We start from the raw sequence: 24,708 nt of genomic DNA, 5'->3' as shown, positions 1-24,708 counted from the left end.
GCCAGCGTCAGCTGCGCGGGCATTTTTTGTGGCCGCCGCAAACACTTCAGGCGTCGCGGTATCGACGCTGGTTGAGCCGGTAGGCCACCCAAACCGCTGCGGCCGCACCGCCCAGCGGAACGGCGAAAAACAGGTGGACCTGGACCAGCCCGACGATCAGGCCGAGCACGCCGCCCAACACCTGGATGATGGTCAGATTGCCGCCGGTGTTGTTGAGCACCATCGCTTCCAGCTCGTCGCTGTCGAGCTTCATGACCTGTTGCTCGACCAGTCCGGTGACGTTGAGCTGCTGCACGGCGCGCTCGATGGCGGCCCGCAGGTAGGTTTTGCCGGTGTCGGAATGCAGCACCGACAGCGCCCGGTCCTTGAGCCACTGGATGAAGCGGATCAGCAGATTTTCGACCTGCGACCAGTTGGCTTCATTGCTCAGATAATCGCCAAACTGCTCACTGATGGCGGGCAGCAGGTGCCGCCGCGACACGCTGCTGATTTTGCCAATCCAGATTTCCAACTCGTGCTGCAGGGTCGCCTGCTTGGACTCCGAGGCGAGGTCGGCCTGCACCGACTGCATGATGGCGTCGAGCATCACCAGCACTTCGTTGGCGATACGCTCGTCTTGCACAAAGCGCGTCAACAATTGCTCGATGGCCGCTTGGTCAATCGACAAGAGCGACTTCAACCCCAGGCCCACCCGCCCGACGCCGCGCTTCTGCTGCAGGTAGCCCTCAATGGCGCGGTCCAGCCAGTCGGCCATCATCGGCATCTGCTGACTGAGCACCCGGCGGATGAAGTGCATCACCAGTTCACGGTTTTCGGCGTCCTGCAGAAAATCGTTGAGTGCGGCGCGAACCCGCTGCCAGTACGCCTCGATGGACTGCGGGTTGCGCGCCACGCCCTTGGCGCCTTCCTCTCCCAGATCGAAGATGGCCGTCAGCAGCTCGGGTCCGCGCTCGTTAAGCAGGGTGACAATAACGGTGGTGATTTCGCGCCGCACCTCCGGCTTTTGCAGGTTGGCGTCGATCCACTCGGCCAATGCGGCCGTGCTGCGCTCGATGAGCTGCCGCTCGGCGATGTAGGCCAGCACGATGTCGGGTGAGAGCAACTGCGCCTGCACGCTTTCGCCCAGGCTGCGGGCAATGTGGGCCTGATTCTTCGGCACCAGTCCACGCCAGCCCAGCACCTGTCCCTTCTTGGGCTGAAACAGCATTTTGATCGCCAGGAAATTGGTGAAATACCCCACGCAACCGGCAATGGTGATGACGAATCCCGAGCGGAACCAAGGGTTGGCGCCGCCGGCCCAGTAGTCGAGCACGCCCAGGGCCACCGCCGTGAGCAACAGCGTGCGACGAAAGCGCTGGTCCCACACCTCCATGTCAAACGTCATGCATGTTCCTCATTTCTGGGCAAAAACCTCAGCCCGCAATTCTTTTCCTGCGCCCGACTTGCTAGGCTCGGGCGCAATACCCGCCGCCCGAACCACTATGAACGACATCATTGAAGCCGGCGCCGACATCGGCTCCGAGCCCGAGCGCAACACGCTCCTGATCGCCTACGTCCTGCACGCGCTGGGGCCCTTCACGTTCCTGACCGCGATTGCCGGCGTGATTCTCAACCACATCAAGGTTAACGATACCGCCAGTGCGTTCATCAAGAGCCACCACCGCTGGCTGTTGCGCACCTTCTGGTTCGGCCTGCTGTGGAGCATTCTCGCCGGGGTGCTCATGGTGATTGGCGTCGGCTTCATCATTTATGCCGTGGTGGTGGTCTGGTACATCTATCGCATCGTGCGCGGCATTCTCAGCTTTACCGAGCGCAAGCCGCTGCCGATGGGCTGATGGAAACCTCACAAGGCGTCACGGGCGGCAGCGTCGGCGTGGTGTTGGGCTATGCCGCAGCGGCCGCAATGGTGCTGCTGATCTTCGTCCAGATGGGTCTGTTCGCGGTGCTGCTGGCGCCGGTGATGTGCGTGCTGCACTGGGTCATCGCCAGCGGCCGCGTGCCCGTCATTGCCAGTCATCACCGCTTCCTCGCGCGGACCTGGCTCTACGCCCTTCTCGCCCAGGTGGCCGTGCTGGGCGTCATCGGGGTGGCGTTTGCCGAGGTGTGGAGCCTGGGCACGATCATTTTCGATGCCATCGCTGCGGCCGAGCCGGGCGAAGAGGTCGCCATGGCGGCAAACTCCCTCAGCGCCTATCTGGACTACACCGCCGGTCGGCCGTTGCTCATGCTGGTGGGGGCGTTCGTCATCCACGCCATCGCCACTACCGTGATCGGCGCGTGGCTGAGCATCCGGCTGGTACGCCGATGGTTGCGCTGGAGTGACGGTCAGCCCGCCTGAGGTCGGCTTGCCGAGGGTGGCGGACCCGGTGCGCCAGGCTCCGACCGGTCAGGGTGGCCACAGCCACGCGGCACCGCGCACGCCGGAGCTGTCGCCGTGCATTGCCGGAACCAGACGCGTGCGGACTTCGTCTGAAAACACCCACTGGTCCCACAGTGCGGGCACGTACTGATAAAGCCGCTCGATGCGCGACAGCCCGCCGCCGACGACGATCACCTCCGGGTCGAGCAGGTTGATCACGCTCTGGCCAGCGCCCGCGCCAACCGGTCTTCCAGCCGCCCCAGGGTGGCGTTGCAGGGCACGTCCCCGGCGGCAGCGCGTTCGACAATCTGTTCGCCGGTCAGTGTGTCGCCCGTCACTTGATGATGGTCGCGCGCCAGCCCAGTCCCGGAGCAGTAGGCCTCGATGGAGCCGTGCAGGCCGTCCCAATGCTGCGGACCCGGCATCTCATCCCACTCTGGCCGCGGCCAGGGCAGGGGGTTGTGGCCCCACTCCCCGGCGATGGCATTGAGGCCAGACCAAGGCTGGCCATTCAGTGCGATGCCGCCGCCGCAGCCGGTGCCGAGAATGATGGCGAACACCACGGACTGACCCGCCGCCGCGCCGTCGCGGGCTTCGGAGACGGCCAGGCAATTGGCGTCGTTGGCCATGCGGATTTCTCGGCCCAGCCGGGCTTCAAGGTCCTGCTTGAGCGGTTGCCCGTTCAGGCATTGCGAGTTGGCGTTCTTGATGCGTCCGCTGACCTGCGAGAGGGCGCCGGGGTGGCCGACCCCCACCGGCAGACCGGTCTGTCCGGCGGCGGCTTCCATCTGTGCCACGAGCCCGGCGATCATGGCGATTTGGCCGTCGTAAGACGAGAACGGCGTTCGGTCGCGTGCCCGCGCCAGGATGTGCGATTGACTGTCCATCAGCACCGCTTCGGCCTTGGTGCCGCCAAGGTCAATGCCGATTCGCAAACTTACCGCCGACACGGGCTAAAGGTCCGTCGTGCGCGCGGCAGGGTATAGACACAGCGATTATTCGAACAACGCCGGCAACGCTTCATCGACGCGAGCATACCCAAAGATCGGCAGGCCCCACGACGGCCAGACCCACTCTCAACGCTTGCGGAACAGGAAAATGCCCCATGCCAGATGCCCGTTCTCGCCGCCGGTGACCCAGTGGCCGAGGCCGGTCTTCATGCGCGTCACGTAGTCGTCGCTGACTTTGCCTTTGAGTTGCGGCGCAAGCCGGGTCAGCTCTTCACGCACCCGGCCGTAGTGGCGGGTGAGTTGGTGGCTGTGGTCTTCGAAACCGACGTCTTCCATGCCCAGCTCGGTGGCGGTGCGGATGTAAAAACCGGGCGTGCCCAGACTTTGAAGGTGGATGCGCGCCAGGATGGGATCAAGCACGCCCTCGGGGCAGTCATCGGCCGCCATGGGATCGGTCATCACGAATTCGCCGCCGGGCTTGAGCACGCGGTGCACCTCGGCCAGCACTTGCGCGCGGCGACCGCTGTGCAGGATGGCGTCCTGCGACCACACCACGTCGAAGTGGTTGTCGGGGTAGTCAAGCGTCTCGAAGCTGGCATCGACCACGTCGATCAGGTGGTCGAGCCCCTGCTCGGCGTTCATCGCGCGGTCGCGCTGGTTCTCGACTTCGCTGAGGTTGAGCGCCACGCAATGGCAGCCGACTGTCTTGGCGAGGTAGCGCATCGAACCGCCGTAACCGGCGCCGATGTCGAGCACCCGCGCGTTTGCGTTAAGCCGGGTCAGACGCTCAACCATGCGCTCCACGGTGCGGCGACTGGCCGGGGCGATGGCTTCGTGGTCATCGCGGTAAAGCCCGACGTGGATGTCTTCGCCGCCCCAGACGTGGAAGTAAAAATGATCGGCGTCACTGCTGTTGTAGTAGTCACGCGCCACGTCAACGGCGGCATCGACGCCCTGGGGGGCTGCGGAATCGGGCGCGCTCATGCGTGGTCCTCGACGGTCTCGCCTTCTTCGTCGGTCTCGTAGTGCTTGTGCGCAACGTGAATATAGAAGTCGGGCTGTGACTCAGGATGGGTTTCCTGAAAGTCGCCGTAGGTTTCGATTTTCTGGAAGCCGACCTCACGCATCAGCTTGCGGGTGTAGTCCTTGCGCAGCGGAAACATGTTGAGGTGGTATTTCGAGCCGTCGGGAAAGCTGTAACGGAAACGCGCCAGCCCTTCGTCCATGTGCTCGGGCTCGGCGCTGACCCGGTCGCCGCAGTAGTAATACTTGTGCTTGGATGAAAAACCGTCGTCCAGAATGCTGTCGTAATTGCGCTGGTCCAGGATCAGGATGCCGTCATGGCGCAGCGCGGCATAGAACTCGGCCAGCGCCTTGCGCCGGTCGCGCTCGGAAAACAGGTGGGTGAACGAATTGCCGAGGCAGATGACGGCGTCGTATTTGCCGTTGATGTCGCGGTTGAGCCAGCGCCAGTCGGCTTGTGCGGTGCGCAGAATCAGGCCGTAGCGACGACCGTTGGTGAAGGCCATCGACAGCATCTCGGGGCTGCCATCGGCACTGATGACCTGGAACCCCTCCTGGGCCAGGCGAACCGAGTGAAAACCGGTGCCGGTGGCGACGTCGAGCACTTCACTCTTGCCGTACTGCTTGAGCAGGTCGATGAAAAAACGGCCCTCGGATTCTGCACGGCTCTCCCAGTCAATCAGCTCGTCCCATTTCTCGACGAACGACTGGACGTACTCGTCCTGGTAGTGCTCCGAATCGCGGACCGCGATCGGGTCCTTTCCGAAACTTTGTTGATGTTCAGCTTTCATGTTGTCTCCCCTTTTGTGGATGGATGACAACGAAACGCAGCGGGTCGTGATGGGTCACGAAAAACAAGCACGCTTCGCCATCTGATGCGGACGACCGGCGGACGGACGTGCACCAAAGTGGTGGATTTAGGCTTTTCAGCGCGGCCTACCTTAACGCCATCGGCCGCAAAACCCAACGGCTGTGGTCCGGCGCGCCGGCGCGTTTTGCGACACTGTCCGAGGCTGTCGGCAGAGCGCGATGCCCTCAAAAGCCAAGGCCAGCGGCGTTAAAACCGCTTACTGGCGCCACCCAGCATCCAGTCGATCAAGTTTGCGCAGCAAGCCCGGCCACGCCAGCCTGCCGCCCGCGCCGAGCGTGACTTGGCGCGCCTGCTCGATGCCGTTGGCGACGATGGGGTCGGGAATCTGGCGCAGCGGGCCGCCGCCGCTTTGGGCACGAATTTGCACCGTGCACGCGGCTTCCAGCAGGTACATGAACAGGAAGGCGTTGGGGATGTCGGCCGCCACCGTCAGCAGGCCGTGGTTGCGCAGCATCAGATAATTGGCGCTGCCCAGGTCGCGCACCAGGCGCGGACGCTCGTCATCGAGCAGGGCCACGCCTTCGTAGTCGTGATACGCCAGCGAGCCGAGCACGAAAATCGACTGCTGCGACAGCGGCAGCAGCCCGCCTTCCTGCGCCGACACCGCCACGCCATTGAGCGAATGGGTGTGCATCACGCAGTGCGCGTCATCCCGCGCAGCGTGGATGGCACTGTGAATCAGAAACCCTGCCGGGTTGGTGGGGTAGGGGCTGTCCATCACCTTCTGGCCGTGGATGTCGACCTTGACCAGGCTGGACGGCGTGATCTCGTCAAACAGCAGGCCGTAGGGGTTGATCAGAAAGTGCTGCTCGGGCCCCGGCACCTTGGCCGTGAGGTGGGTGAACACCAGATCTGACCAGCCGAAATGCGCCACCAGTCGGTAGGCGGCGGCCAGATCGATGCGGGTCTGCCACTCCTCGGCGCTGACCTGAGACTGCAGCGATGGCGTCATGACGACTCTCCTCAACTCGATGGGCCTGGAGGTTAGTGCACGCTCCGTTTGACTGCAGCACGGCGATGGGCGCTAAAATGTGCACAACTGTTCACTAAGTGCTTGTCATGATACCTCTGGCCACCACCGAAACCCAGCGCACGCTCGATGGCACCGCCCAGGTCGCGGTCACCGGCCTGACGCAAATCACCGACGCGGTACAGGGCGTTCATCGCGCCATTGCGGCCATCCCCTTCGCCATCCTCAAGCCCTTGCCGGGCGTCGGCACCACGGCGTTTACTCACGACACGATTGCCGATGGCGTCTATGACGCGGTGCGCACGGTGATGCGCGGCGTCGGTGAAGGCGCGCGATTGGTCATCAAGTCAATTCCGCCGGAATACCTGCCCGACCGCGAAGCGCCCGCGCCGTGGAGCGGCCAGGCCATCAGCGCCCTCAACGGCGCCTTTGGTGACCGGCTGGCTGAACACGGCAATGCCTTGACCCTGGGCATGGCCTTCGCCCACAAGGGTCGCGCGCTGCCGCTGGATGAAATGGCGTGGGCTGCAGCCCACCCGCAGGCCACCGGCAAGGTGGCGGTTTTCATTCACGGGCTGTGCTGCAACGAATCGGTGTGGGACCTGCACCGCCCCGATCACGATGGCCACAACTACGCCGAGCGGCTGGCCTGTGAAGGCGGCTTCACGCCACTGTTCCTGCGCTACAACTCCGGTCTGGGCATGGCCGACAACGGTGCGGCGCTGGCGCAACTGCTTGATGGCCTGATGGAGGTCTATCCGCGCCGGATTCAGCAACTGGTGCTCATCGGCCACAGCATGGGCGGGCTGGTGGCACGCAGTGCCCTCGCGCAGGCCACAGACGATGATGCCGCCTGGCTCAAACCCGTGACCCACCTGTTCTGCCTCGGTGCGCCGCACTTGGGCGCACCGCTTGAGAGCTGGGCGTGGAATGCCGGCCGACTGCTCGACCGACTGCCGTTCACCGCGCCCTTCGGCGGCTGGCTGAAGGCGCGCAGCATCGGCATCAAACAATTGCGTCACGGCCACGTGCGCTTCACCGATGGCGTGGATGAAGACCTCGACGCGGTCTTCGGCAGTGCGGCCGGCCCCTGCCCGCGACCGGCGCATGTGCGCTACGGCTTTATCGGCAGCAGCCTCGGCCCTGATCCTGAGGCGCCGCTGGCGCGCCTCCTCGGCGACGGGTTGGTGCGCCTCGACAGCGCCCGCGCGGCCGCGATGGGGGATGCCGACTGGGCCAGCTTCACCGGCCTCCATCACATCCGGCTCAGCAACGACCGCCGCGTTTACGAACAGTTGAGGGTCTGGTTGCGCGCATGAAAAAGCCCGGCCGAGGCCGGGCATTTGAAGTCGAACCTGCTTTAGTGCAGCGCTTCTGACAAAGCGTTAGGAGATGGCGAGTGCGATTGAGTGCAGATCGAGGCGCATCGATACGCGATAGCGGGCACTATCGCGACGATGAGCAACGAAGAGATGTGCTCAAGCGCGCCGCCAGAACGAATGAATTGTTAGAAGCGCTGTAATACGTTACTTGCTGCCTTCTCGCTTGGCGGCCAACACCGCCATGTCAACAAACGAGGTCGTCGCGGCGCCAGCCACGCGGCCGTAGGTGTCCGGATTGACGGTGATGGTGTAGCGCGTCACCTCGGTGCTGGAGCTGCCACCCACACCTCCCAGCATCGCCAGCGTCGACAGCGCCTTGGTAAAGCCTGCCGCCACCTTGTCGCCGGTGGTGGTCGAGTCCACCAGGCTGTCGTAGAACGGCTCGTCGTGGCTCAGTCCGAGACGGCTCGTGACCTTGGCCATGTCGTGCATCGGCCCACACTCGTTCTTGCCGAAGCGCTCCCAACACTTGAGCTCGGCGCGCGGCACGATGCGCATCTGCCCGCTGATCGACAAACGTGCATCGCCTGACACCGACGCGCGATTGGTGTTGGCAATCTGCGTCGCCTCGGCGTTGCCGCTGGACTCGACGCTGGCAAAGTCGACCATGACGTCCAACTGCACGGCATCGACATTCAGCGCCTGCATCAGCCGCGTTTCATGGTTCCACGACGACGTGCCGCCGGCCGACTTGAACGCTTGCGCCAGGCCGCCGGCGGTACCCAGATAAGCGGCGCCGTTCACGGTTTCACCGCTGCGGGTGAACACGCGGTATTCCTGCTTGGTTCCGCCACTGCCGACGCTGTGCTTCAGCGGCGCCTCGCGGCCCGACGTGGCAAGCGCCACCTGTTCGGGATGGCTGCGGAATTCGGCATGCGGCTTCACGGCATAACCGGCACGCGCCAGACTCTTTTCAGCATTGGCGCAAATGCCGTCGGTCAAAGCCTGCATGTCGACCTCACTGAGACCTTCGAGGGTGTAGATCTGGCTGATCTTGGCTTCCGAGCGGATGGTGTTGCCCACTTCACCAAACATGCCGCTGCCGGTCGAGGCTGAGGCGCTGGTTCGAGTGGCGAACAACACGTTGCAGCCGGTGATCGCGAGCGTATTCACCGCCTTCATCCGTTTGCGCGTGGCCTTGTCGGCATACACAAAGGTATCGAGCTGCGACTCCAGCGACGCGGCCGAGTCGAATTTCGGGGGCGCTTCGGGCGCCGATGCACAGGCGGCGACCAGCAGCACCACGGCGCCAGCAGCGGTAAGACGGGACGTGACAACGGCCATTGATCGGCTCCGAGTAAAAGAGACGCGATCATCTGTTTTGACTGGGAGGGTCACCACCCCGTGAATCGGGGGTAAGGCTTAGCCCGACAGGCTGAAGCGCCAAGCGATGGCGATCAGCACGCCCACGGTCAGCGTGCTGCGTAGCCTGAAGTACCCGCCCAGGGTGTCGAGCACGCGCTCGCGCCAGAAGTCGGCGGCCAACAGCAGCAAAAACACCATGGCCAGCAGGGCCAGTGCCGGGCCAAACGACAACAGGGTGGCCAGCCATGCCATCAACATCAGCACGATCGAAATCGCCAGACCCAGCTGCCCTGCCGACCCCTGCGATGCGGGCAACGCAAAGCCCCAGAACGTGCCGGCCATGAAACTGGCAATCATGGCCACGTACCCCATCCACGCCATGTCCAGCCATTGCGGCGCGCTGCCGGGCGAAAACGTCAACCAACCCGGGCCGATCAAGAACGGCAGCAGACCGGCGTAGCCCAGCGCGAGAACAAATGGCGGCAGATTCATCGATGTTTCTCCGATTGGGGTTGCGTCAAACCGGCGCGGGAACCGGCTCACCCGTCTGAATGCCTGCCGCCCGCAGATCGCGGTGCGCGCGCAGCAGCACGTCGGTGGCCATCAGTCGCTCGCAGCGCACGTCGTTGACGTAGGCCTTGAGCGTAAAACGGGTGGTTTGCCGGTGGTACTCGCCGATGTCATCGGCGACCACCACGATCGGCCGGGCCAGTGTCACATAGGGCGAGCAGGCCAGCGCTTGTTCGCAGATGGCGCGCACCTGCAGGCTGTCGACCGGCCCAAAGAGGGTCAGCGGCACGGGCACCAGCTCTTGCAGGCTGGCCGAGTTGGAGTTGACCGAGGCATCGGTGAACACCTTGGAATTGAGAAGGGTCACCGTGCTGTCGTTGAAGGTGCGCAACTGCACCGACAGTAGGCCGGTGCTCATCACTTCGCCGTAGTGGCCGCTGAGTTCCACCATGTCGCCGACCGCGAAGGGTCGCTGAAACAGCATGACAATGCCGGCGACGATGCTTTTCAGCACGTCCTGCAGCGCCAGACCGACGGCCAGTGCGGCCGAGGCGCCAATGGCGATCATCACCTTCTGCGGCGGGTCGAGCATCACGAAGATGGCCACCGACAGCGCGAAAAACCACATCACGACGCGCATCACCGGCACGCTGACCAGCAGCGCCAGTCGCAGGCGCGGGTACTCGTCGGCGAGCCACCTCACGGTGCGCGCATACGCCCAGATCAGGGCCGGCGTGAGCAGCAGAATCAGCACCACGCCGAGGAGATCGCTCCACGCCAACGAAGACCACCAGTCAAGAAACTTCAGCTGCTGCTCGTCCAGACCGCTGCCTTTTTTGTCGTCCACGGTGGGCTACTCCAGGGTTTGCAGGGCGGACAGGCGACGCGCCACCCAGGCGGCGCGCATCGGCGGCACGCGGTAGCCCGCGTCGTCGGCCTCAAGCAACTGCCAGCCCTGCAGCACGGCAAGATCGGCGGCGATCTGCTCGGCAGGGCAAACAAAAATCTCGGCCAGTTCGTCAAGATTCAGGTGGCCGTGCACCAGCACTTCCATCAGCAGGTAGCGCTGCGGATAGCTCAGCCCGGTCAGGGTGCCGGCGCGGGGCACGTCAGCGGCGCGAAGCACGATGGCACCGTTTTCGTCGAGCCCGGCGTGCTCACGGGCCATGGTGACGAGCCGCGCGGGATGACCGCCGCACACGCCGCGCGCAGCCTGCACCCATTCGCAGAGTGGCTTGAGGGCGTCGGCCTCAACCGTCGCCGCGTTGCGGCCGTCGCTCTGGGTCGAGACGGTCAGTCGCCTTCCGGAGGTTTGGTGCAATGCCCAGAGACGCTGGGCGAGGGACATCGACGACGCTTCTTTGACGGCATTGACTGCGTCGAAAGCCGCATCGGCGCCGCGCCACTGCGTCAACCTTTGCCAGGCGTGCTGTCGACAACCGATCCAGACGGCTGCGCCGTTGGTGCCGCGGAGGGTCAACAGGTGTTCCAGAAACCGGGTGATGGCCGCCGCTGTGCCGGGGACGCGTACAAACGCGCGGTGCAGATCGGAGATCAGCCACAGATGACGCCGGCCTTGAGCCGCCGGGTCGGTGAGTTCGGCCATCGCCATTTCGACATCCAGGGGGTCGCGCCAGCGGCCAGCAGGCGCAAGCCGCGTCACGGTCCAGCCCCGCACCTGGGCGGCGGTCTCGATCCGCCGAACCGAATCGTCGAGAAACGTATCGTCAAGCGCTGTGCCCGCCTGGGCAAAGTGCTGCTGGGTTTCGAGCGCGCGGATGGCGCAGGCCAGCACCGGATCGTCGGCATCGAACCCGTCGTCGGCTTTCAACTCATCCGCATCCAGATAGGGCGCCGGCAGCGGACGCAGACTGGGCGCATCCGACGCGATGGCGGACGATTCACGCTGCCATTGCGCCCGTATGGTTGACCAAACGCCCACCCGCACCCCCAGAGTTTTTTGCAGTGTAGCCAGAGCCTGCACCCGGCGGCATTTACACTGGCGGCCATGCTCACCGTGACCGACCTCACCCTGCGCCGCGGCCCTCGCGCGCTGTTCACCGAACTGACCTTCAGTGTCTTTGCCGGCCAACGCATCGGCGTGATCGGCGCCAATGGCGTGGGCAAGTCCAGCCTGTTCGCCGCCATTCAGAACGAATTGGCGCCGGATGCCGGTGACATTTCGGTACAGCGCGGGCTGACGCTGACCGCCGTGGCGCAAGAGGTGCCAGCACTGCCAGAAAGTGCGTTGCAATCGGCGCTTGATGGCGACATCGAACTGCGCGCCACTGAGCGCGCGCTGGCCGTCGCCGAGGCCGCAAACGACGCCGTCAACATTGCCCGCTGTCATGACATCCTGGCGGCCATCGACGGCTATGCCGCCGAGGCACGCTGCGCTCAGATGCTGCGCGGGCTGGGCTTCACGCCAGAGATGCAGGCGCGACCCGTGGCCAGCTTTTCCGGCGGTTGGCGCATGCGCCTGAACCTGGCGCGGGCGCTGATGCGCCGCGCCGACCTGTTGCTGCTGGACGAACCCACCAACCACCTCGATCTGGACGCCGCGTTATGGCTCCAGGACCTGCTGGCCAGCTTTCAGGGCGCGCTGCTGCTGATCTCGCACGACCGCGCGTTTCTCGATGCCGTGACCACCCACAGCCTGCATCTGACGGTGCAGGGCGGGATGCTCTACAGCGGCGGTGTGACCCAGTTCGAACGCACCCGCAGCGAGCGGCTGACCCAGCAGGCGGCGGTGCACGCCAACCAGCAGGCGCGCGCCGCCGAGTTGCAGCGCTTTGTCGACCGCTTTCGCGCCCAGGCCACCAAGGCACGGCAGGCGCAGTCAAGGCTCAAGGCGCTGGCGCGGATGGAAATGATCGCGCCGGTGCTGGCTGAAAGCCCGTTCAGCTTCCGCTTTCGCGCGCCCGAGAAACTGCCGCACCCGCTGCTGAGCGTGATGCGCGGCCAGGTCGGTTACGGCGAAACGGTGCTGCTCAAGCAGCTCAAACTGGTGCTGAACCCCGGTGACCGCATCGCTCTGCTCGGCGCCAACGGTGCGGGCAAGTCCACGCTCATCAAAAGCCTCGCCGGCACGCATCCGTTTGTCGAAGGCCAGGTCACCCGCGCGCCCGATCTGGCGGTCGGCTACTACGCCCAGCACCAGATGGAGCAGCTCGACCCACAGGCCAGCCCGCTGCTGCACCTGCAACGGCTAGACCCGGCGGCCACTGAGCAACAACTGCGCGACTATCTCGGCCAGTTCGCGTTTCACGGCGACCGGCAGTTGGAGGCCATCGAACCGTTCTCGGGCGGCGAAAAAGCGCGGCTGGCACTGTCGCTGGTCATCTACCGCCGCCCGGCGTTGCTGTTGCTGGACGAGCCCACCAACCACCTTGATTTGCAGATGCGTGAGGCCTTGGCGCTTGCCTTGCAGGACTTTCCGGGCGCGGTGGTGCTGATTTCGCACGACCGGCATCTGGTGGAGAGCACCTGCGATGCGCTGTGGCGGGTGGCCGACGGCCGCTGCGAACCTTACGACGGCGACCTGGACGATTACGCCCGCTGGCTGCGCGCCGAGCGCGATGGCGGTGGAGGCAGCGCCAAGGCGGCGCCCACCCGGGCTGCGGTCGACACGCGCGCGCTGCGCGAACAGGTGAAAAAACTCGACCGGCAGATGGAGCGTCTCAGCGCCCAACTGGCGACCCTGGACGCGCGCCTCGCCGACCCCGATCTTTACGCCGCCGGCCGCCGCGCCGAAGCCGACAAGCTCAGTCGCGAACAGCAGCAACTCAAGGCGCAACTGGCCGACGTTGAAGCCGCCTGGCTGGAGGCGTCAGAGGCGCTGGAAGTCGCATGAGCGCTGCGCGCTGATGGACGCCCCCGAGCGCCGCCGCATTCTGCTGCTGGGCGCCATCATTGCGCTGGCGCCGCTGTCGATTGACCTTTATCTGCCGGCGCTGCCCACCATAGAGGATGCACTCGGCGGCGATGCCGCGCAGGCCCAGCTGACGCTGTCGGCCTACTTCCTCGGACTGGCCCTGGGACAACTGATTTACGGGCCGGTGAGCGACCGCATCGGCCGCCGCAAACCACTGTTCTTTGGCTTGGCGCTGTATGCAATCTCGGCGCTGGGCTGCGCGTTTGCCACCAGCATGGATGCGCTCATTGCCCTGCGCCTGCTGCAGGCCTTGGGCGGCTGCACCGGCATGGTGGTGGTGCGCGCCATGGTGCGCGACCTGTACACGCCACAGGAGATGGCCAAGGTGTTGTCGCGGCTGGTGCTGGTGATGGGTATCGCGCCCATCCTGGCGCCGCTGATTGGCAGTTGGATCTTCGTTGCCTTCGGCTGGCAGGCGGTCTTCGGTGTGCTGGTGGCCTACGGACTGGGATGTCTGTTTCTGGCCGCGCGGGTGCTGCCCGAAACACTGAAAACGCCCAGCGAGGCGCTGCAGTTCGGCCGCGTGCTGAAGGGCTATGGCCGCATGCTCAGCCATCGTCGCTTCATGGGTTATGCGCTGTCCGGCGGCATCGCCCAGGCCAGCATGTTTGCCTACATTGCGGTGTCGTCCTTCGTGTTCATTGACGTGTATCAATTCACGCCAACGCAATACGGTTTGCTGTTTGGCATCAATGCCTTCGGCCTGATCATGGGCTCGCAGCTCAACAACTGGATGCTGCAGCGCTACCGCAGCGAGCAGGTGCTGAAAACCGCGCTGCTCAGCTATGCGCTGTTTGGTCTGACCTTGGCGGCGCTGGCGACTTTCGAGATTGGCGGACTGCCCGGCCTGCTGGTGCCGTTGTGGTGTTGCATTGCCAGTTTGGGCTTCACCTTTCCTAACTCGACGGCGGCGGCGATGGCGCCGTTCGGCGACCGCGCCGGCATGGCCTCGGCGCTGCTCGGCACGCTGCAGTACGGGTTGGCCGCCATCGCCAGCGCGGTGGTGTCGCAGTTTCACGACGGCTCGGCGCTGCCCATGGCCTACGCCATCGCCGTTTGCGGGGTGCTGTCGGTGACGACTCTGCGGGTGATGACCGGCAAGCTGGTGAGTGACACGCCGATGCGGCGCGGCAGCTAGGAAAGCTGCGCGCGCGCCATACCGGCGCGCGCTTGTCGGAATAAAACGTTCGGTACATTATTTGCGCATGAGCACTATCCCGAACCCTGTCGCGGCCGCCCCGCGCCCGAAGCTGCCGAAGACGCCGCTCTACCAGACGCCGCCCGTGGCCTGGCCGACGATTGCCCTGTTCGTAATCACGTTGGCAGTGTCGCTGGGCACCATCGCGCTGGCGGTGCGGGACAATGTGCACCCGGCGTTGGCGGTGGTCATTCTGAGCATCGCCGCGTTCGTCCACTTCACCGTGCTGCACGACGGCGTGCACCGCTCGGTGACGCGCGCCTATCCACGCCTCAACGACCTGATCGCCGGTATTTCGGGGGCCTTCCTCGGCCCGGTGGGCATCTGCAAAGCCTTTCGCCATGTGCATTTCGCCCATCATCGCCGCACCAACGAACTTGATCATGATCCCGATCTATGGAGTGGCCACGGCCGCTGGTGGATGCTGCCGCTGCAGTGGATCACCGTCGATCTGGCCTACGCGGTCCGGATTTTTCGGGACTGGCGCAATATCTCGCTGGCGACATGGGTTGAGATGGTTGGGTTCTTCCTGCTGCTGGCCGGTGGCTACACCGCCGCCTGGCTGACCGGCTGGGGTTGGGAGGCAACCTTGTACTGGTTGATTCCGTCCCGCATCGCGCTGCCCTGGCTGGCCTTTGCATTCAACTACCTGCCACACCACCCTCACGAGGTGGTGCAGGCGCACAACCCGTATGCGGCGACCAATGTGCGCAGGGGCGGTGAGCCGTTCATGCGCTGGGCGTTTCTGCACCAGAACATGCACGTGGTGCATCACCTGTTTCCCAGCGTGCCGTTTTATCGCTACGCCACCATCTGGGCGCAGAACCGGGACGAATGGAAGGCCCTGGGCACCCACGAGGTGCCGTGGGTCGGTCGCGCCTCACGGGCCTGATGGCCCTGATCAAGCCTGCCGGCGCGGCCTGTCGTCAGAAAAATGGGCACCACTTTTCATGAAATGCGCTGTCGGGCGGGTGTCGCGCTGCTCTGATGGTTCTTGCTGCGAAGTGTCGGACGCGTGCAACCCGTCTTTATGCCGGCGCCTCTCACGCGCCGTCGGGTCACGCTGCGGTCTGTTACGCAGCATTGAGTGCGTGAATTCATCCCGTAGACGTGAAGCACTACACTGGGTTTCGGGTCGGGGTGATTGCGGTTTGTTCACGCCGAAAGTTCACCACAAAAACCGAGGAGACAAACATGAGTCCGTGGATGGTGATGTTCTGGTGGTTTCTGGCCGTGGCGGCAGGCGGCAGTTTGATGGTGGGCATGATCGCCACCAAGCGGCCCATCCCGCGCGCCATCAGCATGGGGCACGGCCTGTTTGCGCTGGTGGCGGTCGGCGCACTGTTCACCGTGAACCTGTGGGGTGAAGCGCAGACGCCCGAGCTGGCGTGGTGGGCGTTTGGCGTGCTCACGGCGGGTCTGATCGGCGGCCTGCTGTTTTTCCGCGTGCTGTTCAAAGACAAGGCGCCGCTGTGGCTGGCGCTGGGTCACGGCAGCGTCGGGGTGGTGGGTCTGGTGTTGCTTTACAACGCCGCAGCCTGAGCGTCGAACCGTCATGCCGCCGGTGACGGGCGGCATGACGGGCGCTAGTGCAGCGCTTTTAACAAGGCTTTAGGAGGTTTGTGCGGCGGCAGCCTTCTGCAGGTTGAGCTTCTCGACCGCCTGGGCGCGCATTTCAACCTTGCGCACCTTGCCGGTGACGGTCATCGGGTACTCGCTGACGATCTCCAGATAGCGTGGCACCTTGTAGTGGGCCAGCCGGTCTTTGCAAAAGGCTTTCAGGGCCTCCAGGGTCAGCGGTGGCCGGTCAGGCTTCATGATGATGCTGGCCAAGACCTCTTCGCCAAACTTGTCGTCGGGCACGCCGATGATCTGCACGTCCTGGATGTCGGGGTGACTGTAGAGGAACTCCTCAACCTCGCGCGGATAGATGTTCTCGCCGCCGCGAATGATCATGTCCTTGATGCGACCGACCACGTTGACGTACCCCTTCTCGTCCATCACCGCGATGTCGCCGGTGCGCATCCAACCGTCATCGGTGATCGCCTCGCGGGTGCGTTTTTCGTCGCCCCAGTAGCCGAGCATCACTGAATAGCCGCGGGTCTGGAATTCGCCCGGCACGTTGTAATCGCAGACCGCGCCAGTCTCGGGATCAGCGATACGAATCTCAACATGCGGGTGCACCCGGCCGACGCTGCCGACGCGTTTGTCGATGGGGTCGTCCACCCAGGTCTGGGTGGCAATGGGTGAGGTCTCGGTCATGCCATAGACGATGGTGATGTCCGGCATATTGAAGTCGGTGACCAGCCGCTTCATCACCTCCACCGGGCACGGCGAGCCGCCGATGGTGCCGGTGCGCAGCGACGATTTGTCGGTCTTCTCGAAGTCGGGGTGCGCCATCATCGCGATGTGCATGGTCGGCACGCACATGGTGCCGGTGCAGCGCTCGGCGGCAATCACCCGCAGGGTTTCGCCGGGGTCGAAGGCGGCGGCGGGCACCACCAGCGTGGCGCCGAATACCGTGCACAGAAGGTTGCCGCAAACCATGCCGGCGCAGTGATAGAACGGCACCGGCACGCAGAAGCGGTCGTCCTGCCGGATGTGCATGGTCAGGCCGTCAAAGTAGGCGTTGTTGAGAATGTTCCGGTGCGACAGCGTCGCGCCCTTGGGGGCGCCGGTGGTACCGGAGGTGTATTGAATGTTGATGGCGTCATCGGGCTTGAGCGTTGCCATGCGCGCCGCCACTGCAGATTGCGGCACCGCTTCGCCATCGGTGAGCAGCTGCGCCCAGTCACCGGGCTGGTCGGCATCATCAATGAAGATGACCTCGGTCAGCGCCGGGCACTGGTCGCGCACGCTGCCCAGCATCTGGACGTAGTCGCTGGTCTTGAAACGCTTTGCCGCCACCAGCCCTTTGCAGCCCGAATGCTTGAGGGCAAAGGCCAATTCGCCAGACCGGTACGCTGGGTTGATGTTGACCTGAATCACGCCGACCTTGGCGGTTGCGTACTGCATGAGGATCCACTCGACCAGATTGGGGGCCCAGACGCCGATACGCTCGCCGACTTCGAAGCCGCGTGCCAACAGTCCCCGCGCCACACGGTCGACGGCATCGTTGAATTGGCGATAAGTCCAGCGGATTTGCTGGTGCGGCATGACCAGTGCCTCTTGGTCGGGCAGCCGTGCCACGGTGGCCTCGAAATTCTCGCCGATGGTTTGTTCAAGCTGCGGAGTGTCGGTGCGGCCTTTGGCGTACGCGGGCATCAAGATTCCCTCTTGTTTTTTCGTCTTGTCTTGATAGCAGCCGGCCAAGGCGGCGTCGACCAGCCCGTATGGGCAGGTCGCCAGCCAAAAGCCGTATGCTCGCCGCCTTACAAACTGCGTAGCGTTGCTACGTGAGATAGGTCTCGGGAGAAAAACGATGCGGTCTGCGGCAATGGGTTTGGCGGCACTGGCGTTGTCAGCGCCGCTTGCGGTGCAGGGCGCGTACGGCATCTTCACGCACGGGCAGGGTATTGAATCGCAGGGCATGGGTGGCATTGCGTTTACGTCGATCAGTGAGACCTACGTGGCGTTTTCCAATCCGGCGCTGCTACAGCGCGTCGGTGACCGCTTGGACATCGGTCTTGATTACATCTGGGTGTCGGGAACGGCAGGTCTCGATAACAATGCGGCCGGACCGGACGACCGTTTCAAGGCCAACCGGGTTCGCCACTACCCGATTCCACAAATCGGCTATTCGAAGCGACTTTCACCCGCCATAACGGTGGGAATGAGCGCCTTCAGTGCGGGTTTGGGGACCGACTTCACCCGAAGTCCCTACGAGCGCTTCGGCGCGGAGCGCCGCGGCAGCCTCGGCCTGGTGCAAAGCGGCATCGCCTTTGCGGGCGCTTACGAGCCTGTGGCGGGGCAGTTGATCGGCTTCAGCATCAACCCGGCTTATCAGGTGTTGGAGCTCAAGGGTCTGCAGGTCTTCGGCGCGGCATCGGAAAACCCGGATCGCTTCTCCGACACGGGTCACGGCGAAGCGTATGGCGTGAGCTTTACCTGGGCCTGGCACGGCGAGCTCACCCCGTGGCTGAACGCCGCACTCTCTTACCGGACCCGCACGTTCACCGAACGTATCAAGCGCTATTCGGGGCTTTTACCCGATCAGGGGCGACTCCAAACCCCTGCAGTGTGGGGCGGCGGCCTGTCGTTCACACCCCATGCTGATTGGACGGTAGCGGTGGAGGCGCAGCGCGTTGAGTACGCCTCCGAAGTGGGCTACGGCAACAGCATTGCCCGACTGGAAGCAGGGGCGCAGTTTGGTGCTGATGATGGCCCCGGGTTCGGGTGGCGCGACCAGAATATTTACAAGGTGGGCGTCGCTTGGCAGGCCACGCCGGCGCTGCGCCTCATGGCTGGCGGGAGTCATGCCACGCGGCTGATCCCGGGAGACGAGATGTTCCTCAACATGTTGGCGCCCGGGACCTTGCGAATGCACTACACGGCCGGCGTGCGATACGCCTTCGAGCGCTGGCAGGTCACCGGATACAGCGCCTACTCCCCCACCCAATTTCAGCTCGGTGTCGATTCCGTGCCGGATGCGTTCGGTGGCGGCGATGCGTCGGCTCGCACCAAGATGCACATGTTTGGCATCAGCTTTGGGCGTCAGTTTTAGGCGGGTCGACGCCCAACCCAAAGTGGGTGGTGGCAGCTTGGCTATGATGCGAAAAACCATTCACTCAAACAGGCGCGGCTAGCGCTGGAGGACGTGCGCATGACCTCGCCCGATTGGCAGTTCTTTCAAGTTCGTTTTGACGGCCCGGTGGCGTGGATCATGCTCGCCCAGCCGAAGCAGGCCAATGCCCTTGCCGCGTCGTTCTGGGATGAGCTGCCGCAGGTTGTCGCGTGGCTCAATCAGCAGGACGCCCTGCGCGTCGCGGTTCTCGCGGCCGAGGGCAAGCATTTTTGCGGCGGTATCACGCTGGACATGCTCGAAGGCATCCTGGCGATGATGAATGACGCCGAGCAGCTTGAGGATGGACGCGAGCGGGTCCGCGACGAAATCTTCCGCCTGCAGGCCAGCATTTCGTCGCTGGAGTTGTTGCGCGTGCCGGTGATTGCCGCCGTCCACGGCGCCTGCATCGGCGGCGGCGTCGACCTGATCGCCGCCTGCGACATGCGCTACGCCGCCGCCGACGCGAAGTTCTGCATCAAGGAAGTCGATGTGGGCATCATCGCTGACGTGGGCACCACGCAGCGCCTACGGCATGTGATTGGCCTGGCGGCACTCACCGAGCTGTCATTCACCGCCGAAACCTTCGATGCCGCCAAGGCCGCGCGGCTGGGACTGGTCGGCGCAGTGCTGCCCGATCGTGAGGCGCTTCATGCCCATGTGAGCGCGCTGGCCAACACCATTGCCGCCAAGCCGGCGCGTGCCGTGCGCGGCGTCAAGCAGAGTCTGCTGTACGCCCGCGATCACAGCGTCGCCGAGGGGCTGGTCCAGGCGGCCGAGTGGAATGCCACCGTGGGCTTCTCACCCAACATGGACGCGGTGCTGGCACCGCTGCGCGCCCGTACCCGCAAAAACTGATTTCTTCCACTTTCGTCGAGGTATTCATGTCCCGTCCCGCCTTGCCTGACGCGCTGCGTCGTGTGCGCTTGCCCGTCATTGGCTCGCCGCTGTTCATCATCAGTTGGCCGAAGCTGGTCATTGCCCAATGCCAGGCCGGCATCATCGGCGCCATGCCAGCGCTCAACGCCCGACCGGCCGCGCAGCTCGACGAATGGCTGGCCGAAATCACCGAAACCCTTGCGGCCTACGACAGGGCGAACCCCGAGGCGCCGTCAGCACCCTTTGCCATCAACCAGATCGTGCACAAGTCGAATAACCGTCTCGACCACGACATGGATTTGTGCGTGAAGTACAAGGTGCCGGTCATCATCACCTCACTCGGTGCGCGCACCGACGTCAATGACGCGGCGCACGGTTACGGCGGCGTGGTGCTGCACGACATCATCAACAACAAGTTCGCCCACAAGGCCATCGAGAAGGGTGCTGACGGCTTGGTTGCCGTGGCCACCGGCGCTGGCGGCCACGCCGGCACCAAGAGCCCCTTCGCGCTGGTGCAGGAAATCCGCGAATGGTTCGACGGCCCGCTGGCGCTCAGCGGCGCGATTGCCCACGGCCGTGCCGTGCTGGCCGCGCAGGCCATGGGTGCCGACTTTGCGTACATCGGTTCGGCGTTCATCGCCACCACCGAGGCGCGCGCGGTGGACGGCTACAAGCAGATGATTGTCGATTCGAACTCCGATGACATCGTTTACTCCAGCCTGTTCACCGGGGTGCACGGCAACTATCTGGCGCCGTCGATCCGCGCCGCCGGCATGGACCCGGAGCAGTTGCCAGAAGGCGACCCCAGCAAAATGGATTTCGGTACTGCAGATGGTTCTGGTAGCAGCGCCAAGGCGTGGAAAGACATCTGGGGCTGCGGGCAGGGTATCGGCGCGGTCAAGACCGTGGCGCACACGTCTGACTTGGTGGCGCGCCTCAAGGCGGAATACGACACGGCGAAAGCGGCGCTTTAGGGCGCTGTCGTTTCGGGGGCTGCTGCGAGTCAAAGATTCAGGCGCGTCTCGCAGCCGCCACCGGTTTTGTCGCAGGCTTGGCGGCCCGCTGCGGCTACCGCCCGGGCCCGGCCAGCGATTCGGGTGGCACCACGCCGTCGGTCAACCAACAGCCCTCACAGCCTTCGAGTTCGTAGCGGCGCAGCATCCACACGAAGCGGTGCGTCTGGCCGTCGCGGTCGACCACCACCACCGGCTGCATGGCCTCGTCGTTGTTCTGGAACAGCGGGGCCAGTTCGGCGGACTGGTGCGACACCAGCATGCCGAAGCTGCGCTTCAGCAGTTCCACGAAGCGGCCTGACGGGCCGGTGGCGGCTTGGTTGCCCGGCGAGGCGAAGCGGTAGACCGCCACCAGATCGGCGTCGGTGCCGGCCTTGAGCGCGTCGAGTTGGGCTTGCACAACCTGCTCTGGCGGCAGGTCGGGGTCGGGCTGCGGATGCTCGGCGGCGAACGACGGGCCGCAGAGCAACAACAGCAATGGCAGCACGGTCAGACGCGGCAGTCGAAAGATCAAGGCTCGGCACTCCATTCGGTGGTTGGTGTTACGCGCCGACGCCAAACTCGGTTGCGGCGGGTGTGGTCAGAATGCGCCGACGCTGAGCCCGGCCGCCAGGGTCTCGCCCAGGGTTCTTGCCTGTGCCAGTTGCTGTTCATCGGGGTCGCCGCGCGCAATCAGGGGTTCGGCAAAGGCCTTCCATTGGTAGCCGCTTGCGATACGTTCGATGGCCGATACCGCGCCGCGGCCGTCGTTGCCGCAGCTCACCATCACACCGTAAGGCAGGGCGATGGTCTTGCCTTCGGCCGGGTAGTAGGTGCGGTCGAGAAAGTCTTTGACCAGTCCCGACATGTAGCCAAAGTTTTCCGGTGTGGCCAGAATCAGCCCGTCGCAGGCCAGCAGGTCGTCGGTCCCGGCGTCGCTGGCGACGCGCACGCTCAGCGCCACATCGTCGTCGGCGGTCACGCCCTCGGCGCAGGCATCGACCAGCTGGCGCGTTCGGCCGGTCTGGGTGCTGTAAACGATCAGGACCCGGTACATGCGCCGATTCGCTCAGGCGAACACGGTCACGGTCTGGCGCGCGTGTGCCGCGGCGCGACCGGCCGGATTGAACAGGGTGGCGGTCTGGCTGATGTAGCCGTCGGCCGCATCGGTGGCCTCGGCGTCGACGCGCCACAGCGCGGTCGGTGCGAAGGCGACGTCGCAGTCGAGGAGATCGAGCGACCATGTCAGCGAGCTGGCCATGGCCGGACGTTTCATCGTTGACAGCGCTGGCGTCGGAATCAGATCGGCCAGCGCGATCAGGTGGCAGATGGTCAGCGGATTGGGGTCGCGGTGCGCCATCCACACGCGGGTGACCGGCTTGGCGGCGCCGGAATAGGGCAGACAACCCGGCGCCCAGCGTGTGCTGAAATGTTGAAGAAAGCTTGGCATCAGCTCAGGCACAAACGGCGCTTCGAGGGCGTCCTCGTCAGTGGCCGGCGGCATGGCGGTGGCAAACCGCAACCCGGAAGCCCGTGGCCGGCCGAAGACGGCGAGCACCACACAGGCAGTGTTGCCGGTGGCGTCCAGCAGGCGGGCTTCACCGTGAATCGCCGAGCGCCCCTCGCGCAGTTTGCTGGCCTCGACACGTATCGGCGTGTCGGGCGCCAGCGGCGCGATGAAGGTCACCTGCACGGTGCGTAGCGTGGCGTCGTCAGGCATCAGTTGCGACAGCCGGTGAACGGCGATGGCGGTCTGCGCGCCGCCAAACAGCGTGCGCCCCTGTGCCCAGTCGCTGCCAACCGTCAACGCCCGCGACGCTGCGCCATCCGCCGCAGAGCGGGCAAGTAAGTCGGTGAAGTTCATGGCGGGGTTCTGGGGACACGTTTCAGTGGCAGGGTGGGGCAAGATCGGCCGGTTTGGTGGCCGGTATGACCGAGGATGCAGCGTAACAAAGCCCAGACCGCCGACACGGTTGCCGGCCACAGCCCTCGGCCCGGTGACAGCGACCCATTCCGCGCGATAATCGGTGTTTACCTTTTCGGAACAGATGCCAGTGCCTGCTTTGGAGATGAAGGGCCGGATGCTGTCGGTCACCCGCATCAACGCCACGACGGACGATCTGTCGGCCATTGAAGCCCAGCTTGCAACCATGGCGCAGCAAATGCCGGCCATGGTGCAGGGCATGACGGCGGTGCTGGAAACCTCGGTGCCGCTGTCCCTGGCGGCCTATGTGTCTGCGGTGCGCGGCAGCGGCATGAAAGTGGTCGGCGTCTCCGGCGCGCTGCTGGAGGCCGATGCCGCCGGTCTGGGCTTACCGGTGCTGCCGGCCGACACCGGTGCCAAGACCCCGCGCAGTGGCGCCGCCGAGACGGACGTCACTGCGCCGCCGCCGACCCCGACCGCCCCGGTTGCCCCGGTTGCCCCGGCGCCGGCCGTGGCCGTGCGGGCGGCCTCGCGGCTGGTGGCCGAACCCATTCGCGGCGGGCAGCAGCTTTATGCACGCGGCACCGACCTCACCATCACGCATCAGGTTGGCGCTGGTGCTGAAGTGGTCGCCGACGGCAGCATTCATATCTATGGTCGGCTGGCGGGCCGCGCCATTGCCGGGGCCGACGGCGACACCTCGGCGCGCATTTTTTGCCGTCGCTTCGAGCCCGAGCTGGTCGCCATTGCCGGTGTTTACGCCGTGGCCGAACAATTGCACGGTCAATGGCTGGGCAAACCCGCGCAGGTGTTTCTGCAAGACGGCACACTAAAGGTCGAGCGGTTGGATTGAGCTTTCTAATCTTCAGGGAGTGGCTGTGACAAAAATTGTTGTCGTGACGTCGGGTAAAGGCGGCGTGGGCAAAACCACGACCAGCGCATCGTTTGCCACGGGACTTGCCCAGCGCGGCAAGAAGGTGGCGGTGATCGACTTTGACGTGGGCCTGCGCAACCTTGACCTGATCATGGGCTGCGAGCGCCGCGTGGTGTTCGACTTCGTCAACGTGATTCAGGGTGAGGCGTCGCTGCGCCAGGCGCTGATCAAGGACAAAACCTTTCCCAATCTGCACATCCTGGCGGCCAGCCAGACGCGCGACAAGGAAGCGCTGACGCCCGAGGGCGTCGAGAAAGTGCTCAACGATCTGCGCTCGGAAGGCTTTGATTACGTGGTTTGCGACTCACCGGCTGGCATTGAGCGTGGTGCGCACCTGGCGATGTATTTCGCCGACGAGGCGCTGGTGGTCACCAACCCGGAGGTCTCGTCGGTTCGCGACTCCGACCGGGTGCTGGGTCTGCTGGCCAGCAAGACCCGCAGGGTTGAGCGCAACGAGGGCCGCATCAAGGAACATCTGGTGCTGACCCGCTACAACCCGGCGCGGGTGTTGAAGGGCGAGATGCTCAGCCTCGAAGACGTCACCGAGATTCTCGCGATCCCGGTGCTGGGCGTGATCCCCGAATCGACCGCCGTGCTCAACTCATCCAATGCTGGTACGCCGGTCATCACCCTGGCCGACGCCGACGCCGGGCAGGCCTATGACGATCTGGTGGGGCGGTTCTTGGGCGAAGAGCGGCCGCTGCGGTTCACCACGGTCGAGAAGAAGGGTCTCTTCAGCAAGTGGCTGGGGGGCTGA

Annotated in this window: 24 protein-coding genes and 1 pseudogene; 12 read left to right on the top strand and 13 right to left on the bottom strand. The window is 64.6% G+C overall.

Annotated elements, in window-relative coordinates:
* Positions 1 to 46: 46 nt before the first annotated feature.
* The gene (locus U741_RS0101385) at positions 47 to 1,384 is read right to left on the bottom strand and encodes a DUF445 family protein (protein ID WP_052378385.1); all 1,338 of its coding nucleotides are present in this window, start codon (positions 1,382 to 1,384) and stop codon (positions 47 to 49) included.
* A gap of 97 nt (positions 1,385 to 1,481) precedes the next feature.
* On the opposite strand from U741_RS0101385, the gene U741_RS0101380 reads away from it, so the two are divergent.
* Both U741_RS0101380 and U741_RS0101375 read left to right on the top strand, forming a co-directional pair.
* Positions 1,482 to 1,835, top strand: coding sequence for a DUF4870 family protein (locus U741_RS0101380; protein WP_052378384.1), 354 nt, complete (start codon positions 1,482 to 1,484; stop codon positions 1,833 to 1,835).
* Positions 1,835 to 2,338, top strand: coding sequence for a hypothetical protein (locus U741_RS0101375; protein WP_029888704.1), 504 nt, complete (start codon positions 1,835 to 1,837; stop codon positions 2,336 to 2,338). Before U741_RS0101380 ends, U741_RS0101375 begins: the two co-directional genes overlap by 1 nt.
* A 48-nt stretch (positions 2,339 to 2,386) precedes the next feature.
* On the opposite strand, the pseudogene U741_RS17530 reads toward U741_RS0101375, so the two are convergent.
* The 4 genes and pseudogenes from U741_RS17530 to U741_RS0101350 form a co-directional block, all read right to left on the bottom strand.
* A pseudogene (locus U741_RS17530) lies at positions 2,387 to 3,246 on the bottom strand (ROK family protein).
* A gap of 189 nt (positions 3,247 to 3,435) precedes the next feature.
* Positions 3,436 to 4,293, bottom strand: coding sequence for an SAM-dependent methyltransferase (locus U741_RS0101365; protein WP_052378383.1), 858 nt, complete (start codon positions 4,291 to 4,293; stop codon positions 3,436 to 3,438).
* Positions 4,290 to 5,123: a glycine/sarcosine N-methyltransferase gene (locus U741_RS0101360; RefSeq protein ID WP_029888702.1), complete on the bottom strand. Its 834-nt coding sequence runs from the start codon at positions 5,121 to 5,123 to the stop codon at positions 4,290 to 4,292. Before U741_RS0101360 ends, U741_RS0101365 begins: the two co-directional genes overlap by 4 nt.
* 276 nt (positions 5,124 to 5,399) lie before the next feature.
* Positions 5,400 to 6,155 (bottom strand): class II aldolase/adducin family protein, encoded by a 756-nt coding sequence (locus U741_RS0101350; RefSeq protein ID WP_029888701.1) that lies wholly within the window; start codon positions 6,153 to 6,155, stop codon positions 5,400 to 5,402.
* A gap of 107 nt (positions 6,156 to 6,262) precedes the next feature.
* Here U741_RS0101350 and U741_RS0101345 point away from each other — a divergent pair, with 107 nt between their 5' ends.
* Entirely contained in the window at positions 6,263 to 7,492 is a 1,230-nt protein-coding gene (locus U741_RS0101345; RefSeq protein WP_052378382.1) for an esterase/lipase family protein, read from the top strand.
* 207 nt (positions 7,493 to 7,699) lie between these two features.
* On the opposite strand, the gene U741_RS0101340 is transcribed toward U741_RS0101345, so the two are convergent.
* The 4 genes from U741_RS0101340 to U741_RS0101325 form a co-directional block, all read right to left on the bottom strand.
* Positions 7,700 to 8,839 carry a hypothetical protein gene (locus U741_RS0101340; protein ID WP_029888699.1) on the bottom strand — a complete coding sequence of 380 codons (1,140 nt, stop codon included), beginning with the start codon at positions 8,837 to 8,839 and terminating at the stop codon, positions 7,700 to 7,702.
* 78 nt (positions 8,840 to 8,917) lie between these two features.
* Positions 8,918 to 9,352 (bottom strand): DUF3429 domain-containing protein, encoded by a 435-nt coding sequence (locus U741_RS0101335; protein ID WP_052378381.1) that lies wholly within the window; start codon positions 9,350 to 9,352, stop codon positions 8,918 to 8,920.
* A 25-nt stretch (positions 9,353 to 9,377) separates the two neighbouring features.
* Complete coding sequence (locus U741_RS0101330) at positions 9,378 to 10,217, bottom strand: mechanosensitive ion channel family protein (protein WP_029888697.1); 840 nt, start codon at positions 10,215 to 10,217, stop codon at positions 9,378 to 9,380.
* A 6-nt stretch (positions 10,218 to 10,223) separates the two neighbouring features.
* Complete coding sequence (locus tag U741_RS0101325; protein WP_029888696.1) at positions 10,224 to 11,312, bottom strand: hypothetical protein; 1,089 nt, start codon at positions 11,310 to 11,312, stop codon at positions 10,224 to 10,226.
* Between the two features lie 66 nt (positions 11,313 to 11,378).
* On the opposite strand from U741_RS0101325, the gene U741_RS0101320 reads away from it, so the two are divergent.
* The 4 genes from U741_RS0101320 to U741_RS0101305 all read left to right on the top strand — a co-directional run bounded on the left by U741_RS0101320 (position 11,379) and on the right by U741_RS0101305 (position 16,044).
* Positions 11,379 to 13,223, top strand: coding sequence for an ATP-binding cassette domain-containing protein (locus U741_RS0101320; protein ID WP_029888695.1), 1,845 nt, complete (start codon positions 11,379 to 11,381; stop codon positions 13,221 to 13,223).
* A 13-nt stretch (positions 13,224 to 13,236) separates the two neighbouring features.
* Positions 13,237 to 14,442: a multidrug effflux MFS transporter gene (locus U741_RS0101315; protein ID WP_029888694.1), complete on the top strand. Its 1,206-nt coding sequence runs from the start codon at positions 13,237 to 13,239 to the stop codon at positions 14,440 to 14,442.
* Between the two features lie 67 nt (positions 14,443 to 14,509).
* Positions 14,510 to 15,394 carry a fatty acid desaturase family protein gene (locus tag U741_RS0101310; RefSeq protein WP_029888693.1) on the top strand — a complete coding sequence of 295 codons (885 nt, stop codon included), beginning with the start codon at positions 14,510 to 14,512 and terminating at the stop codon, positions 15,392 to 15,394.
* A 302-nt stretch (positions 15,395 to 15,696) separates the two neighbouring features.
* Positions 15,697 to 16,044: a hypothetical protein gene (locus tag U741_RS0101305; protein WP_152551457.1), complete on the top strand. Its 348-nt coding sequence runs from the start codon at positions 15,697 to 15,699 to the stop codon at positions 16,042 to 16,044.
* 69 nt (positions 16,045 to 16,113) lie between these two features.
* Here U741_RS0101305 and U741_RS0101300 read toward each other — a convergent pair whose 3' ends face one another.
* On the bottom strand, positions 16,114 to 17,766 hold the full coding sequence (locus U741_RS0101300; RefSeq protein WP_029888691.1) for an AMP-binding protein: 1,653 nt from the start codon (positions 17,764 to 17,766) through the stop codon (positions 16,114 to 16,116).
* Between the two features lie 157 nt (positions 17,767 to 17,923).
* Here U741_RS0101300 and U741_RS0101295 point away from each other — a divergent pair, with 157 nt between their 5' ends.
* From U741_RS0101295 to U741_RS0101285, 3 genes are all read left to right on the top strand, one after another.
* Positions 17,924 to 19,165, top strand: coding sequence for an OmpP1/FadL family transporter (locus U741_RS0101295; RefSeq protein WP_152551456.1), 1,242 nt, complete (start codon positions 17,924 to 17,926; stop codon positions 19,163 to 19,165).
* A gap of 99 nt (positions 19,166 to 19,264) precedes the next feature.
* Entirely contained in the window at positions 19,265 to 20,080 is an 816-nt protein-coding gene (locus tag U741_RS0101290) for an enoyl-CoA hydratase-related protein (RefSeq protein WP_043110158.1), read from the top strand.
* Positions 20,081 to 20,106: 26 nt separating this feature from the next.
* Entirely contained in the window at positions 20,107 to 21,075 is a 969-nt protein-coding gene (locus tag U741_RS0101285; RefSeq protein WP_029888688.1) for an NAD(P)H-dependent flavin oxidoreductase, read from the top strand.
* A gap of 94 nt (positions 21,076 to 21,169) precedes the next feature.
* Here U741_RS0101285 and U741_RS18135 read toward each other — a convergent pair whose 3' ends face one another.
* The 3 genes from U741_RS18135 to U741_RS0101270 form a co-directional block, all read right to left on the bottom strand.
* Complete coding sequence (locus U741_RS18135; protein ID WP_161776090.1) at positions 21,170 to 21,628, bottom strand: DUF4864 domain-containing protein; 459 nt, start codon at positions 21,626 to 21,628, stop codon at positions 21,170 to 21,172.
* 66 nt (positions 21,629 to 21,694) lie between these two features.
* Entirely contained in the window at positions 21,695 to 22,150 is a 456-nt protein-coding gene (locus U741_RS0101275; RefSeq protein WP_029888686.1) for a flavodoxin family protein, read from the bottom strand.
* 12 nt (positions 22,151 to 22,162) lie between these two features.
* The gene (locus tag U741_RS0101270; RefSeq protein WP_029888685.1) at positions 22,163 to 22,957 is read right to left on the bottom strand and encodes an acyl-CoA thioesterase; all 795 of its coding nucleotides are present in this window, start codon (positions 22,955 to 22,957) and stop codon (positions 22,163 to 22,165) included.
* A gap of 184 nt (positions 22,958 to 23,141) precedes the next feature.
* Between U741_RS0101270 and minC the strand changes: the two genes are divergently transcribed.
* Both minC and minD read left to right on the top strand, forming a co-directional pair.
* Positions 23,142 to 23,870, top strand: a complete 729-nt coding sequence (gene minC, locus U741_RS0101265; RefSeq protein WP_029888684.1) for a septum site-determining protein MinC — start codon at positions 23,142 to 23,144, stop codon at positions 23,868 to 23,870.
* A gap of 25 nt (positions 23,871 to 23,895) precedes the next feature.
* Positions 23,896 to 24,708, top strand: a complete 813-nt coding sequence (gene minD / locus U741_RS0101260; RefSeq protein ID WP_029888683.1) for a septum site-determining protein MinD — start codon at positions 23,896 to 23,898, stop codon at positions 24,706 to 24,708.

The organism is Polycyclovorans algicola TG408, assembly GCF_000711245.1.
In the GTDB taxonomy this organism is placed as follows: Bacteria; Pseudomonadota; Gammaproteobacteria; order Nevskiales; family Nevskiaceae; genus Polycyclovorans; species Polycyclovorans algicola.
This window is presented reverse-complemented; position numbering and strand designations above follow the sequence as displayed.